This window comes from Corallococcus macrosporus DSM 14697, from assembly GCF_002305895.1.
Lineage (GTDB): Bacteria > Myxococcota > Myxococcia > Myxococcales > Myxococcaceae > Myxococcus > Myxococcus macrosporus.
Genome location: NZ_CP022203.1, coordinates 2,244,784 through 2,258,354, shown reverse-complemented (window position 1 = coordinate 2,258,354; position 13,571 = coordinate 2,244,784). Strand labels below are relative to the sequence as shown.

Below are 13,571 nucleotides of genomic sequence, written 5' to 3'. Positions count from 1 at the left end.
GGGCTTTGTGTCTCCGGGAGACAAATATGGCCGACATCGTTTCGTGCCCCTCGGGGCTGACGGGCCGCATTCGCGGCATGAAGGTGCGGGAGGAGCGGGTCCTCGCTGACCGCAAGCTGGCGAAGAGCGGCGGCCAGGTGGATGAGCTGCTCTCCGCGTGCTGGGAGGAGACTCAAGAGGCAGGCCCCTACGCCTTCGCCGACGGGAAGGTGGACTGGGGCCAGGTGCTGCAGGGGGACCGCTTCTTCGCCCTCCTCCGGGTGCGCGTCCTCACCTACGGCCCCGACTACGTCTTCGCCGTCCCCTGCCAGAATGCCGCCTGCCGGGTCCGCATCGACTGGGAGTTGGACTTGACGCAGTTGCCGGTACGCGCCCTCTCGGACGCCAGTCGCGCGGCATTCATGGCCGGCAACCGCTTCGAGACGACGCTGCCCGACGCCGGCAAGCGCGTGCGCTTCAAGCTGCTGACGGGTGAGGACGAGCGGCGCCTGCCGCAGCTGCAGCGCGCGGCGCCGGAGAAGCTGTTGTCCTCTGTCCTCGCCTACCGGGTGCTGGACGTCGACGGCGTGGACGCGCGCGACAAGCGCCGCTTCCTCGAGGACTTGAGCCTGCGCGACGCGGACTTCCTCGTCGACGAGTTCGACCGCGTCGACTGCGGGGTGGACACGACGCTCGAAGTCGAGTGCCCCGAGTGCTTCATGCGCCAGGAGGTGGAGCTCCCTTTCGACCGGGGCTTCTTCCTTCCGGGGAAGCAGCGGACGACGAGGCGCCGGGAGCGCTCCACCTCTTCCCTCGCGTGACGCTGGAGACATGGCGCGAGGGCCTCTTCCAACTGTGCTGGCACCAGCACGGAGGCAGCGGCCTCGCAGCTCCCCTCGGTGACGCCCTGGAGCTGCCCACCTCGGACAGGGACTGGCTCCTCGAGCGCATCGGCCAGCAGCGCAGTCGCGAGGCGAAGGCCTTGGAGAAGGCCGCGAAGCGGAGGTAGCGAATGCTCAACAACCTCGGCCTGGGCTTCGTCTTCACGGCACGGGACTTGGCCTCTGGCACCTTTCAAGGGGTGGAGCGCAACTTCATGAGCCTGGACAGGCGCGTGGGGTTGGGCACCGCGCGCATCGAAGGGGCCTTCCAGCGGCTCGGCGTCGCCATGGCCCTCTTCACGGCGGGCGCCGTCACCCTTGGTGCGTCGCTGTCCCTGGCCAACACTGCAGGCCAATTTGAGCAGGCCGTGGCGGGCGTGGCCGCCGTCTCTGGTGCCTCGGCCGAGGTGCTTGGGCAGCTTCGGGACGCGGCAATCCAAGCAAGCCTCGCCACGCAGTTCACCCCCACCGAGTCGGTGCTGGGCCTGCGCGAGCTCACCCAGGCCGGCTTCACTGCCGCTGAGGCCATGAAGCTGCTGGAGCCCGTCCTGGATTTGGCCGGTGGCTCGCTGGGGGAACTGACACCCCAGGGAGCGGCGGGCCTGGCGTCGCAGGCGATGAAGGCCTTCGGCATCTCCACCGACAAGGCAGCCCTCTCCGTCGACCAGATGCTCCAGGCCGTCAACGTCTTCGCCCTCAGCGCGAATGAGTTGCCCCTGGCCCTCGGAACCGCCGCGCGTGGTGCGCAGGCCCTCAACCAGTCCCTGCCCGAGACGCTCATCGCCCTGGGCCTCGTGAAGAACGTCGTCCCCGGCGTAGAGCGCGCCTCTACCGCCGTGGCCGTCGCCATGGAGCGCATGGCGGACCCGCAGGTGCAAGAGCACCTGCGCGGCCTGGGCGTTGCCGTCACCGACTCCAAAGGCAACTTCCTCTCCTTCCTCGGCATCCTCGACGAGCTGGCACCGGCCCTCAGCCGCATGACGGAGGCACAGCGCTCCGCATTCCTGCTGAAGGCCTTCGGCCGCGAGGCGCTGGGCGGCGTGAATGCCATCCTCACGCAGTTCACCAACGGCATCCGCAAGGACACCGGCGAAGTCGTCCGCGGCGCCGAGGCCCTCAAGTACCTGCGCGATGAGTTCGAGAATGCGGGCGGCACGGCCGAGGCGTTCCGCAAGCAGATGCTGGACACCTTCGAGGGCCAGAAGACGCTGCTCGCCGGCAACCTGGAGACGCTGGCCATCGTCCTCGGGGAGCCCTTCGCCCAAGTCTTGAAGCCCCTCGTCACCCTCGTCGCCAGCACGGTGCAGCAGGTGCTGGGTGTCTTCCAGGCGTTGCCTGGCCCGGTGAAGCGCGCCTTCGCAGCCTTCGCGCTCGGAGCTGGCGGCCTGGTTACTCTCGTCGGCACCGTCATCGCCGCGAAGGTGGGCCTGGCGCTGATGGTGGTGGGCCTCAAGGTGCTGGGCCTCACGCTGGGCAGCCTCCTGGCCACGGTGCTGCCAGCGGTAGCAGCTGTTGTCCTCCTGGGTGTCGCCGTGGCCGGCCTCGCCTACGCCTTCCGTCACAACCTCGGTGGCCTGGGCGACTTCGCGCGGCGTGTGCAGGAGCAGGTGACGCTCGCCTTCCGCGGCCTCGTCCAGCTCTTCGAGGACGGTGGCTTCTCCGGCGCGGTGCGGGAGGAACTGGGCCAGGCGCAGAACGCCGGCCTGAACGACTTCCTCATCAACCTCTACCTGTGGGCACACCGCGTCCACAGCTTCTTCTCCGGCCTGGCCGACGGCTTCTCCTCCGGGCTCGAAGCCGCACGCCCCACCCTCGACGCATTCCAGGCGACGTTGCGGCGTGTGGGCGAGGCGCTGGGCGTCCTCTCCGAGCGGGACGACGCGGCCACGGCGGCGGCGAAGTTCGCCGCCTTCGGCGACGCGGGGGCCACGGTGGGGCGCGCCCTCGCCCGCGTCTTCGACTTCGTCGTCAGGGGCCTGACGGCCGCCGCGGAAGTGGTGGAGGGCCTGGCGGGACAGTGGGGCTACATGAAGGCCGGCGTCGACGTCCTCCTGGGCAGCCTGGCGCACCTGGGCCGCGTCCTCGGCGGGGCGCTCTCTGGCCTCCTGGGCACCAGCTCCGCCGCGAGGGAAGGCGGCAGCATCTGGGTGGCCATGGGGCAAGCCATCGGGTTTGCCATCGGCAACATCACCACCGTCGTGGGCGTGCTGGTGTCCGCCGTCTCCCTCGTGGTGTCGGTGGTGGGGGGCATCCTCAACGCCGCCCTGGCGGCCTTCTCCGGCATCGTCGACGTCTTCTGGGGCGTGGTGTTGACGTTGGGGGGCGCCCTCACCGGCAACTGGGCCGAGGCCTGGACGGGGCTGAGGCTCATCGTCTTCGGCACGGTCGACGCAATCTCCGGCGTCCTCCTGGAGCTGGTGGGCGCCATCCTCGGCGTCGTGGACGCGGTGGCGAGCCTCTTCGGAGCGAACACCGGTTTGCAGCAGGCGCTGCGGACTGCCCGGCTGGGCCTCCACCGGGACTTGTCCGTCGCCTTCGGCCTCGAGGACTCCACCGGCAGCGCCGCCACACCGTCGCCCGTCGTCGCCACCGCTTCGCCCACCTCGCCAGTGGACTGGCCCCTGGAGTCCTCGTCCATGCCGGCGGTGGCGGCCCTCCAGGCCTCGCTGCCCCAGCCCGAGGTGCTCTCCTCGCAGCCGGCCGCGACTCCCGCCGCGCCCGTCCTCGTCAGCCTGCAGGTGGACGGCGAGGTGCTTGCCCAGGCCACGGCGCGCGCCGAGAGAGACGCAGCCTCCCGCAGCTTCTCCCCCATGCCGGCGTACTGAAAGGCGGGCCCCACGTGCCCATCGCTGCCGGCCTCGCCCGTCCTCCCCGCTGCGTGTTGGTGAATGTCCTCACCGGCGAGGCCATGGAGTGCCTCTTCAACCCCACCCAGCTCACCGAGAAGCTCCAGGTGAATTGGAATCGCCTGGCGGTGCCGGGCCTCTCCCACCAGGTGCTCCAGTTTCAGGGCACTTCCAACCGGCAGTTGGCGGGCGTGGAGTTCTACCTGGACACATTCTTCGCCACGCAGCAGGCCGACACGTCCAACATCATGGCGTTCCGCGGCTTCCTGCGGGCGCTCACCGTGCCCCCGGCGGGCACCGAGGGTGTGCTGGCGACAGCACCGCCGCGTGTCCTCGTCCTCTGGCCCGGCATCCTCACCGTGGAGTGCGTCGTCGCCAGCGTGGAGTTCCAGTACCGCCAGCTCGCCGTCGACGGACGCGTCCTCGTCTACACCGCCACCGTCACCTTCGAGGAGGTGCTGGACACCCGCGTCACCTCTGAGCAGCTCCGTCAGGAGGTGCCGTAGTGGCCCCTCACGCCGGCAGCCGCTACTCCTTCTCCCTCGGCCTCCGGGACGAGGTCGGCCGCCTCTTCCTCACCGAGAGAGTCCCCTACGGCTTCCAGCCGCACGCGGACACGCGCGTCCACCTCGTGGCGCAGGGCGACTCCCTCTGGGGCCTCGCCGGCCGCTACTTCGCGCCCCTCCCGCGCGCCTGCGGCTTCTGGTGGGCCATCGCCGACTTCCAGCCGGAGCCCATCATCGACGCGACGCTGGAGCTGGAGGCCGGGCGACGCGTCTACATCCCCTCGCTGCGCGTCCTCACCGACGTCATCCTCAGCGAGCAGCGGCGGAGGGCCAGCGAATGACGCGGCCCCTCGACAGGAGCGCGCCTGGCGTGCGCCTCACGCTGCTGGCACACGAGAAGGCCCGCAGCGGTGAGCCCCTCTCCCTGGAGGGCCGTGTCCTCGGCCTCACCTTCGAGGACTCCGCGACGAAGGCCGACAAGCTGTCCCTCCAGTTGGACAACTTTGACCTGGCGCTCTTCGACAGGGCCGAGCTGGTGGGCGGCGCGGTGCTGGAGGTGTCCTGGGGCTACCCGGGCCTCATGGCACCTCCGCGGCGAGTGGTGGTGAAGAAGCTGAAGGGCTTTCAGGTGCTCACCGTCGAGGGCCAGGCGCTCTCCGCCCTCATGCACCGCGAGGCGAAGACGCGCACCTGGAAGGGCAAGACGCGCGCCCAGGTGGTGCGCGAGGTGGCCGCCGAGTACGGCTACGAGGAGGACTCCGTCCACGTCGAGGACACAGGAGAGCCCTTCGACACCATCCACCAGGCCGGGGAGACGGATGCGAGGTTCCTCCGCCGCTTGGCCGCGCGGGAGGAGTTCGAGTTCCACGTCGACGACAGGGGCCTCACCTTTGGCTCGCGCAACCAGGCCGCCGCGCCCACACAGGTGCTGTGGTGGTACGCGGACGCGGGCCGGGGCGACATCCTCTCCGTCAACGTCGAGTCGGAGCTGGGCCGCCGAGTGGGCCAGGTGGGCGTCCGTGGCCGTGACGCCATGGCCAAGGCAACCATCGACGCCCAGGCGAGCAGTGCCACCGTGGAGCGCACCACGCTCGCGGACTACCTCGAGGTGGTGGACAAGCGCACGGGCACCACGTCGCTGCAGCTTCGCAACAGCACCACCAGCGTCCAGCCCACCTCGGCGTCGACACCTGCCCAAGCCCAGCGCGAGTCCGAGGCCCGCTTCCGACGCGCGGAAGCCGGCACCGTGAAGCTGTCCCTCCAGGTGGTGGGCAACCCCGCCCTGCGCGCGAAGTCCGTCGTGGAGGTGCGCGGCATCTCCAGCTTCCTGTCCGGGAAGTATTACGTCACCGAGGCGAAGCACGTCCTCTCCGCGTCTGGCTACACCACGGCCTTGAAGCTGTCGCGCGACGGCACCGGCCGCCGGCAGCAAGCCACTCCCGAGAAGCAAGGCCAGCCCCAGGGCGGACAGCCCAACACCAGCGCACCCGAGGCGACTGGGGCGCTGAAGGAAGTCGAGGCCTTCGAGAGGGACACCGGCACCCGGTACATCGAGTACCGCCGCGACGGGCAGCCCATCGGTGTCGAGGACCCTGAAGCCGGAATGAGTCTCCCCAGGTAGCGAGCCCACCATGAGCACCTTCGACGACGACATCCTCGCCCACGACACGCGCCTGCTCGGCATGTACGTGGGCTACGTCACTAGCCGCGACGACGAGGCGCAGCTCGGCCGCGTCCGCGTGTGCATCCCCGGTGTCCTCGAGCCCGAGTCCGCCTGGGCCTGGCCCCTGGGCACCTCCGGCGGGGGCGCCAAGGACACGGGCTTCTTCGCGGTGCCACACGTCGGCGCAGAGGTGGCTGTCTTCTTCAACCAGGGCGACGTCGACGCGCCCTACTACCTCAGCGCGCACTGGGGGAAGCCGGGCGGACAGAGCGAGGTGCCCGAAGAAGCCCAGGTGTCTCCGCCCGACAACCGCGTCCTCGCCACGCCCACCTTCCGCGTCGAGTTGGACGAGTCCGTGGGCCACCGCAAGCTGAAGCTCACCAACCGGAAGACGGGTGACTGCCTCACCTTCGACGCGGAGGAGAACACCGTCACCCTGGAGGCCACCACCGCCCTCACCCTGCGTGCGGTGGGCGCCATCTCCCTCGAAGCCGCTCAAGTCACCATCGCCGGGCGCGTGGTGCGCCCCATCGCCGACCCGATTTGAGGAAGCCCATGGCACTACCCATCTGCATCCACATCCCGCCGTTGCCCGAGGCGCCCACGCTCACCCTGCCCGGCGGAGCCACCTTGCAGCACCACCAGCTCCTGCAGGCCGTCCAGCCGGCGCTCGCGCCGCTCACGCCAATCTTCGACATCATCGGCGCGGTGCTGGCCCTCGTCGAAGTCGTGAAGGCAATACCTGACGCGCTGGGGCCTCCGCCGGACCCGACAGCCATCGCCGCGGCCCTGCCGAATGTGGCGGAGAAGGTGTCCAAGCTGCTCCGCCTCGTCCCCCAGCTCTCGGTGCCGTACACGGTGGTGGGCGTCATCGACATCGTCCTGGGCGAGCTGGGCCAAGCGCGAAACCAGCTCGTCCACCTGCAGCTGCGCCTGTCGAGTGTGGCGCGGGCCCGGCAACGCGCCGCCCAGCTTGGAGACGCGGGACTCCTGGCGGTGGCCGGCTGTGCGGAGGCCAACGCCGCGCAAGAGGCCGTCAACATCGGCAAGGCCCTCGCTGCCCTCTCCCAGCTCATGGCCCTGCTCAACGTCTTCCTGGGGCTTGTGGGTGGGCCCCAGGTGCCGAACTTCTCCAGCCTTGAGGGGAGCCCGTTGGAAGAAGCCATTGCCCCCCTCGACGCCATCGTCCGCACGCTGCAGCAGGTGCGCGCGGCCATCCCCATTCCGTGAAGAGGACACCTTGAGCCAGCAACCTCGGAATCTCCTCATCCCCTTCCGCAGAGACAAGAAGCGGGACTTCGCCGTGGGCAGCGGGGCCGAACTACTCGCCTCGAAGGTGCGGCAGGTGCTGCTGACGGAGGGCGCCACGCCTCACTCCACTGGCGAGCTGCCCTGGCGCACCAGCTTCGGCGCGGGCCTCTCGCGGCTGCGCCACCAGCGCAACGACACGGTGTTGGCGGAGCTGGCGCGCGTGTACATCCGTGACGCCCTCGCGCGCTGGCTGCCTGGCGTCCATCTCGAGCAGGTCCGCATCGTTCAGGAGGCAGCCACTCTGATGCTTCGTATTCGAGTGCGCGAGCACAGCGCGACGACGGCATTGGACGTACATCTCGAAGAATAAGAACCACTTCGAGCCACAACCTTCTTTCGCATCGGGAATTTCACGACACACTTCATCCAGAGTCGAAAGTTCGGTCGCGAGAAAGAGCTCTCAAACTGAACTCCAGCGTCAAGCTCTGCCACTCAAGCTAGGCGAGAAGGGACCACAGAGTGTAGCCTACATGCGTGGCACTTCCAGCCTGGAGGGAGGCGAAACAAGGCAACATCCACCCGCCCGAACGCAAGACAGCCAGCACACAAACCCACATCCCTACCCCTACGCCACAATGAACAACCTGATAATTCAAAGACCAGATGGATCCATCGAAACAACGGACGGCCAGACGTTACTATTCAGCACAGAGCGTTTTGAGCGCGACATCGTACGAGGAGATGCCTGTTTCATTTGCGGCACCAGCCGAAACTCAGGCCAAGCATTCAACGACGAGCACATCCTTCCGCGATGGCTACTGCGAAAGTTCGATCTATTCCGGAGCACAATCACCCTCCCCAACAACACAAAACTCACATATGGACAATACACCCTCCCATGCTGCGCAAGCTGCAACTCGCAAATGGGCCAAACTTTTGAAAATCCCATCCAAGAACTCTGCGAAGGCGGGCTCGAGCGCGTCGGTCAATTCATCAAACAAAACGGCACCGCCCTGTTCTTCCGTTGGCTCTCACTCATCTTCCTCAAGACCCACCTAAAGGACAATACCCTATACCAGACTAGAGATCGCCGCTCTGGCGACCTTCGTAGAATTGCGGACGCATACGGTCATGCCGATCTTCACCACATCCACGCAGTCGCACGCTCATTTCACACGAAGTCAATCTTGGATGAGTCGGCGTTTGGGTCATTGCTGTTCCTCCCGGCAAAGCAGGTAAGCGGAATCATTCAACCATTCGACTTCGCAGATCTCTACGCCTCAAAATCGCTCCTCCTTCGCATCAACGACTTTTGCCTCATCGCCGTGTTCGATGACAGTTGTGGCGCCCTGAGCCTATTTATGAATGAGCTCGAGAGAATTCGCGCACCGCTCTCGCCCGCCCAATTGCGCGAAATCTTCGCGCACATCTCATTCATCTCAGCCAACCTTAAAGAGCGACCACTATTCCACTCCACCTTCAACAAGACCTGCCACACAATAAAAGGCAGCCACCCATCAGAAGTACAACTCAACGATCCACCAGCAACACCGTTCGGAGAGTTTCTGTTTGCCGCCCTCTCAAACGTCATACAGACGCACCCAGGCCGTGAACGAATCTCAGCATCAATCCGCGAGGGCAAGTACAGCTTCCTCTTTGATGCGAACGGAAATCAAATCGACGACTCTGTGATTCTACGGCCCTAGCATTCGAGCCAGCCGCACCAGTCGCCGCCCCAGGCCAAGCATAAGATACGCTTCTCGGCGAGCCTCCCATAGAAACCTAACACTACCCGGTCAGATGAATCGGGTGCGGACGCCCCGTGTTGACGGAGCATGACGCCCACCCAGTTACACAAGCTTGACTGGGAGCTGAGCGAGTTCCTGGACTCGATGACGGAGGGAATGGGCCGGACCGAGAGACGTCGCGCCCTCGGCGGCTACCTCACTGGGCTGCTGCTCGACGGAGAACGCAAGAGCATCGAGCCCATGGCGGCCCGGCTCGTCGCAGCCCCCGAGCAGACAGAAGCCATGCGCCAGCGGCTTCAGCAGTGCGTGTCCGGCGCGGCTTGGGAGGACTCCGAAATGCGACGACGTCTGGCGCGGAAGCTTGAGCGCGAGCTACCGGGCTTGGAGGCCCTCGTCATTGACGACACGGGCTTGCCGAAGAAGGGCGTGCATTCGGTGGGTGTGGCGCGCCAGTACTCGGGCACCCTGGGGCGGACGGAGAACTGCCAGGTGGCCGTCAGCCTGCATGTTGCTGGAGAGAAGGGCAGCGGCTGCATCGCCATACAGTTGTACCTGCCTGAGGAGTGGACGCGCAGCAGGAAGCGCTGCAAGGCCGCGGGCGTCCCGGCTGGAGTGAAGTTTCAGAAGAAGTGGCAGATAGCGCTGCGCCAATTGGATGACGCCTTGGCGTGGGGCGTACGCCGGCACCTCGTGCTGGCCGATGCCGGGTATGGCGATGCACGGGAGTTCCGCGACGGCGTGCGAGAGCGCGGCCTGCACTACCTCATGGGTGTGCAGGGCACGCGCAAGGTGTGGCCGCCCGGCGCCAAGCCGCGCAAGCCCGAGAGGGAGCCGGGGCAGAACGGGCGCACGCGCACGCGCTACGTGGCCGCGGGCGTGCAGCCCTGGGCCATCGAGGAGTTGGCGCTTCAGCTTCCGAAGGAGGAATTCCAGACAGTCTCTTGGCGCGAGGGCAGTCGGGGCGAGCAGTCCTCCCGGTTCGCCGCCGTGCGCGTGCGGACGGCGGAGCGGCACGTCCAGCGAGCTGCGCCGAGTGAAGAGGTATGGCTGCTCATCGAGTGGCCCCAGGAGGAGAAGGCTCCAACGAAGTACTCGCTCTGCTCGCTGCCCGCGAACACGTCGCTTACGGAGTTGGTGCGCTTGTCCAAGCTGCGCTGGAGAGTGGAGCGCGACTACCAGGAACTCAAAGGCGAGGTGGGGCTTGACCACTTCGAGGGGCGAGGGTGGCGAGGCTTCCACCACCATGCCACCCTCTGCATGGTAGCCCACGGATTCCTCGCGCTCCGCCGGGCGCTTTTCCCCCCGGAGGAGAACACGCTGGACACTGCCCGAGGTGCGCCGCCGCCTTCAGCACCTGCTGCTGCGCCGCATCGGCCACTGCCCACTGTGCCTGCGTCACATCAACGCCCGTGCACCTCCTCGGGGGCCGTCACGCATGTGACCGGGTAGTACTAAATGCCCAGCTCGGGGGAACCAAAAGAAGTCACCTGTCCCCTAAGAAGTGAGCCGCAGGCCTTTGTCTCCCGGTGGAGGCCTTCGCCGACGTGCCACTTCTCTCCGCGTCCACCGACTACACCCACCGCGACTTCGACGCCCTGCGCGCGCGCCTCGTCGCGCTTGTGAAGAGCGTCTTCCCCGACTGGAGCGACTTCGACGTCGCCAGCTTCGGTAATGTCCTGCTGGAGATGTACGCCTTCATCGGCGACGTCCTCGGATTCTACCAGGACAACCTCGCCCGTGAGTCGCGACTCTCCACTGCGACCCAGCGCCGCAACGTCATCGCCCTGGCGCGCATGCTGGGCTACCGGCTTCACGGCGCGCAGGCGGCCACGGCCGAGGTAGAGCTGCGCCTAGCCCAGCCTCCCGCCGCCCCCGTCACCTTCCCCGCCGGCACCATCGTCCGCACGCAGGAGGTGACGGAGGCCGTCCGCTTCCAGTTCCTCTCGTCCGTCACCATTCCGGCCGGCGCCAACCCGCCGCGCTTCGTCGCGGTGGTGGAGCACTCGAAGACGCACACCCAGCTCTTCGACGCCCGCGGCCTCGCCGACTTCGAGGCGCACCTGGACTTCGCGCCCTACCTCGACGGCTCCGCCCGCGTGTCCACCCCCCAGGGCGCCTTCACCGAGGTGGACACCTTCCTCAACTCTCGCGCTTCCGACGCCCACTTCCTCGTCAGCGTCGACCAGGGGGACAGGGCCACCGTCCGCTTCGGCACCGGCACCAACGGCCTGCCACCCGCTGGCACCGTGGCAGTGGTGTACAAGACGGGGGGCGGCGCGGCCGGCAACGTGGACGCGGGACGCCTCGTCGTCGTGGAGGGCAGCTTCCGGGACGCCCACGGCCACGCGGTGCAGGTATCCGTCCACAACCCCGCCCCCGCCTCGGGTGGCGCGGACAGGCAGACGGTGGCCTCCGCGAAGCTGCTCGTCCCCGAGAGCCTCCGGGCCCTGACGCGCACCGTCTCCCGCGAGGACTTCGAAATCAACGCCCGGCGCCTGCCCGGTGTGGCCCGCGCCCTCATGCTGACGTCCAACGAGGACGCCACCATTGGGGAGAATGCCGGCATCCTCTACGTGGTGCCCCAGGGCGGCGGGGTGCCCACGCCCGCGCTCAAGGCCCAGGTGCTGCGCCAGGTGACGGAAGTCTACCCCTGCACCCTCACCTTCCAGGTGAGCGTCCAGGAGCCGGTGTACCGGCGCGTGGACATCTCCGCCCGCCTCTTCCTGCGCCAGGGCGCTTCGGCCCAGGACGTCGCCGCACGTGTCCGCCAGGCGCTCACTGCCCACTTCCGCATCAGCGAGCCGGACGGCACGCCCAACCCGCGCATCGACTTCGGCTTCAACCTCAAGGACGCCCAGGGCTTCCCGGCCGGCGAGGTGGCCTGGTCCGACGTCTTCAACGTCATCCGCGACGTGTCCGGCGTCCGGAAGCTGGGCGACGCGCGAATGGACCTGACACTCAACGGCCTGCCCGCGGACGTGAAGCTGACGGTGCGGGAGCTGCCGGTGCTGGGCAGCGTCACCCTGCAGGACGGGGACACCGGAGGGCTCCTCTGACATGGCCCTCCTCAACCCCAGCTTCGAGGACGCGGGCGCACGGCCCGGCGAGGCTGCACACTGGACGCTGACGGCGGTGACGCGCTTTGAAGCCCTGGCGGGCTTCGGTGTGCCGGAGGAGGCCTGCGAGGACTTCGAGCGGTGGCACACGTGGCGCACCTCCCTCTCCGACGTCTCTGTGGCCCTCGCCTTCTTCTCCGGGCAGCGCGAGGGCTTCGAGGCCTTCTCCCGAGGTTGGGACAACGACGGCTTCCTCTTCGAGCTGCCGACCGCTCAGCTCGTCCCGCACCTCTTCGAGGGGCAGGCCGCCGAGACGTGGGGACAGGGGCCCTTCCTCACGAGTTGGGCGGACATCACCTCCTTGGCGGGCCTCTTCAGCGACTTGCCGCGGGAGGACTTCGAACAGCGCTGGCACACCAACGAGGCCTACGCCTGGCGCTGGGAGGACGTGACGGCGCGCGGGGCCCTCTTCAACACCACGCAGCCCGTCGAGGACTTCGACACTGGCTGGCCTGTGGCCACCACGCAGTGAGGACACCATGGCACTCGCAGACTGGACTTACCTCAACGGCGGACTGGACATCGCCACCGTGGACAGGGGCGTGACGGCGGGCATTGCCCGTCCCCCGGGCGGCGGCAACTTCCTCTTCGCCTTCAACTCCCTCTCCGCCGCGCAGGGCGCAGTGGGTCTCTTCGCCAACCTCCCTGACTTCGCCCCCATGGCCAAGGGAGGCAGCATCCGCGGCTGCCTTCAGCGCGGGCCCGGCGGCGGCTCCACCGGCTTCTCCCCCTTCCTCTTCCTCTGCGGCCAGGGCACCTCCGTCAATGACTCCGCCTACCTCCTGGGCCTCTCCGACGACGAGCCGCACCGCGTGGTGCTACGCAAGGGTGCGGTGGCCACGGGGCTTCCCGACGCGGACGGGCCCGGTGTCCTCCTGAAGTCCTCGGCCAGCTTCACCCAGGGCACTTGGCTGCACCTGCGGCTGGACGTCGTCGTCAACGCCAACGGCGATGTCGTCCTCAAGGCCTTCCACAATGATTTGGCCGCGCACCCGCTGGGCTCGCCTCCCGACTGGCAGCCCGTGCCAGGCATGGCCGACTTCGTTGACGATGCCCTCGGCATCAACTCCGGCAGCCAGCCCCTCACCTCGGGCCGGGGCGGCTTCGGCTTCGCGGTGCGGGACGTCACCCGCCGGGCCTACTTCGACTCGCTCGAGCTGTCCCGTCAGGTGTGAAGCAATGGCCCTCACCGCATTCACCAGTCGCCTGGGCCTGGGGCAGGGCCGCATTCGGCCCCAGCGGGCCACGCCTGCCTCGGGCGAGTACCTCTTCGTCCTCGGAGACGAGGAGCCTGGGCGCCGCTTCGAGCTGGCCCCCGGGGACTTTGCCGAGGTGACGCAAGCAGTGGACGTCACCGGCGTGGACCTGGTCCGCACCGCTTTGCGCCTCCGTGTGCCGCCAGGCGCCCCGGCGGGCCTGGCCTGGGAAGCGTCCCTCGTCGTCGATGGGGTGAAGTACGCCCGCTGCCTCGGGCGCTCTAGCCGCGAGCGCCTCGTCGCAGACATGGCCGCCAACGTCTCGAAGCTCTCCGGCGTCCACACGGTGGGCGTCCGCTTGGAGCTCGTCTCCTCGTGAGGAAGC

At 67.9% G+C, this 13,571-nt stretch carries 15 protein-coding genes; all 15 read left to right on the top strand.

Translation table 11 applies throughout. From position 1 onward, the window contains the following. Positions 1–26: 26 nt before the first annotated feature. Positions 27–800, top strand: coding sequence for a hypothetical protein (locus tag MYMAC_RS09570; RefSeq protein WP_095957871.1), 774 nt, complete (start codon positions 27–29; stop codon positions 798–800). Then, a complete protein-coding gene (locus MYMAC_RS09565) occupies positions 797–988 on the top strand; it encodes a hypothetical protein (protein ID WP_095957870.1) in 192 nt (63 codons plus the stop codon). Before MYMAC_RS09570 ends, MYMAC_RS09565 begins: the two co-directional genes overlap by 4 nt. A gap of 3 nt (positions 989–991) precedes the next feature. Beyond that, on the top strand, positions 992–3,685 hold the full coding sequence (locus tag MYMAC_RS09560) for a phage tail tape measure protein (protein WP_095957869.1): 2,694 nt from the start codon (positions 992–994) through the stop codon (positions 3,683–3,685). A gap of 14 nt (positions 3,686–3,699) precedes the next feature. Further along, positions 3,700–4,212 (top strand): CIS tube protein, encoded by a 513-nt coding sequence (locus MYMAC_RS09555; RefSeq protein WP_095957868.1) that lies wholly within the window; start codon positions 3,700–3,702, stop codon positions 4,210–4,212. Then, positions 4,212–4,553, top strand: coding sequence for a LysM peptidoglycan-binding domain-containing protein (locus MYMAC_RS09550; protein WP_095957867.1), 342 nt, complete (start codon positions 4,212–4,214; stop codon positions 4,551–4,553). The genes MYMAC_RS09555 and MYMAC_RS09550 overlap by 1 nt, the downstream gene beginning before the upstream one ends. Next, on the top strand, positions 4,550–5,833 hold the full coding sequence (locus tag MYMAC_RS09545) for a phage late control D family protein (RefSeq protein WP_095957866.1): 1,284 nt from the start codon (positions 4,550–4,552) through the stop codon (positions 5,831–5,833). Before MYMAC_RS09550 ends, MYMAC_RS09545 begins: the two co-directional genes overlap by 4 nt. Positions 5,834–5,843: 10 nt before the next feature. Beyond that, the gene (locus MYMAC_RS09540) at positions 5,844–6,422 is read left to right on the top strand and encodes a phage baseplate assembly protein V (protein ID WP_095957865.1); all 579 of its coding nucleotides are present in this window, start codon (positions 5,844–5,846) and stop codon (positions 6,420–6,422) included. Between the two features lie 8 nt (positions 6,423–6,430). Further along, on the top strand, positions 6,431–7,105 hold the full coding sequence (locus MYMAC_RS09535) for a hypothetical protein (protein ID WP_095957864.1): 675 nt from the start codon (positions 6,431–6,433) through the stop codon (positions 7,103–7,105). A 10-nt stretch (positions 7,106–7,115) separates the two neighbouring features. After that, positions 7,116–7,496, top strand: a complete 381-nt coding sequence (locus MYMAC_RS09530; RefSeq protein WP_095957863.1) for a GPW/gp25 family protein — start codon at positions 7,116–7,118, stop codon at positions 7,494–7,496. Positions 7,497–7,656: 160 nt separating this feature from the next. Beyond that, complete coding sequence (locus tag MYMAC_RS36755) at positions 7,657–8,832, top strand: hypothetical protein (RefSeq protein ID WP_141619463.1); 1,176 nt, start codon at positions 7,657–7,659, stop codon at positions 8,830–8,832. A gap of 129 nt (positions 8,833–8,961) precedes the next feature. Further along, positions 8,962–10,323 (top strand): IS701 family transposase, encoded by a 1,362-nt coding sequence (locus MYMAC_RS09525; RefSeq protein ID WP_095957862.1) that lies wholly within the window; start codon positions 8,962–8,964, stop codon positions 10,321–10,323. Positions 10,324–10,400: 77 nt separating this feature from the next. Then, positions 10,401–11,930 carry a baseplate J/gp47 family protein gene (locus MYMAC_RS09520; protein WP_194863154.1) on the top strand — a complete coding sequence of 510 codons (1,530 nt, stop codon included), beginning with the start codon at positions 10,401–10,403 and terminating at the stop codon, positions 11,928–11,930. A 1-nt stretch (position 11,931) separates the two neighbouring features. After that, complete coding sequence (locus tag MYMAC_RS09515) at positions 11,932–12,462, top strand: hypothetical protein (protein WP_095957861.1); 531 nt, start codon at positions 11,932–11,934, stop codon at positions 12,460–12,462. A 7-nt stretch (positions 12,463–12,469) separates the two neighbouring features. Continuing rightward, positions 12,470–13,165, top strand: a complete 696-nt coding sequence (locus MYMAC_RS09510) for a hypothetical protein (RefSeq protein WP_095957860.1) — start codon at positions 12,470–12,472, stop codon at positions 13,163–13,165. A gap of 4 nt (positions 13,166–13,169) precedes the next feature. Continuing rightward, on the top strand, positions 13,170–13,565 hold the full coding sequence (locus tag MYMAC_RS09505; RefSeq protein ID WP_095957859.1) for a hypothetical protein: 396 nt from the start codon (positions 13,170–13,172) through the stop codon (positions 13,563–13,565). Positions 13,566–13,571 lie beyond the last annotated feature (6 nt).

What these genes read in the sequence shown, in the direction of transcription:
- MYMAC_RS09570 (WP_095957871.1), top strand. Translation starts at nt 27, where the DNA reads ATGGCCGACATCGTTTCGTGCCCCTCGGGGCTGACGGGCCGCATTCGC.
- MYMAC_RS09560 (WP_095957869.1), top strand. Translation starts at nt 992, where the DNA reads ATGCTCAACAACCTCGGCCTGGGCTTCGTCTTCACGGCACGGGACTTG.
- MYMAC_RS09545 (WP_095957866.1), top strand. Translation starts at nt 4,550, where the DNA reads ATGACGCGGCCCCTCGACAGGAGCGCGCCTGGCGTGCGCCTCACGCTG.
- MYMAC_RS09540 (WP_095957865.1), top strand. Translation starts at nt 5,844, where the DNA reads ATGAGCACCTTCGACGACGACATCCTCGCCCACGACACGCGCCTGCTC.
- MYMAC_RS09535 (WP_095957864.1), top strand. Translation starts at nt 6,431, where the DNA reads ATGGCACTACCCATCTGCATCCACATCCCGCCGTTGCCCGAGGCGCCC.
- MYMAC_RS36755 (WP_141619463.1), top strand. Translation starts at nt 7,657, where the DNA reads ATGCGTGGCACTTCCAGCCTGGAGGGAGGCGAAACAAGGCAACATCCA.
- MYMAC_RS09525 (WP_095957862.1), top strand. Translation starts at nt 8,962, where the DNA reads ATGACGCCCACCCAGTTACACAAGCTTGACTGGGAGCTGAGCGAGTTC.
- MYMAC_RS09515 (WP_095957861.1), top strand. Translation starts at nt 11,932, where the DNA reads ATGGCCCTCCTCAACCCCAGCTTCGAGGACGCGGGCGCACGGCCCGGC.
- MYMAC_RS09510 (WP_095957860.1), top strand. Translation starts at nt 12,470, where the DNA reads ATGGCACTCGCAGACTGGACTTACCTCAACGGCGGACTGGACATCGCC.
- MYMAC_RS09505 (WP_095957859.1), top strand. Translation starts at nt 13,170, where the DNA reads ATGGCCCTCACCGCATTCACCAGTCGCCTGGGCCTGGGGCAGGGCCGC.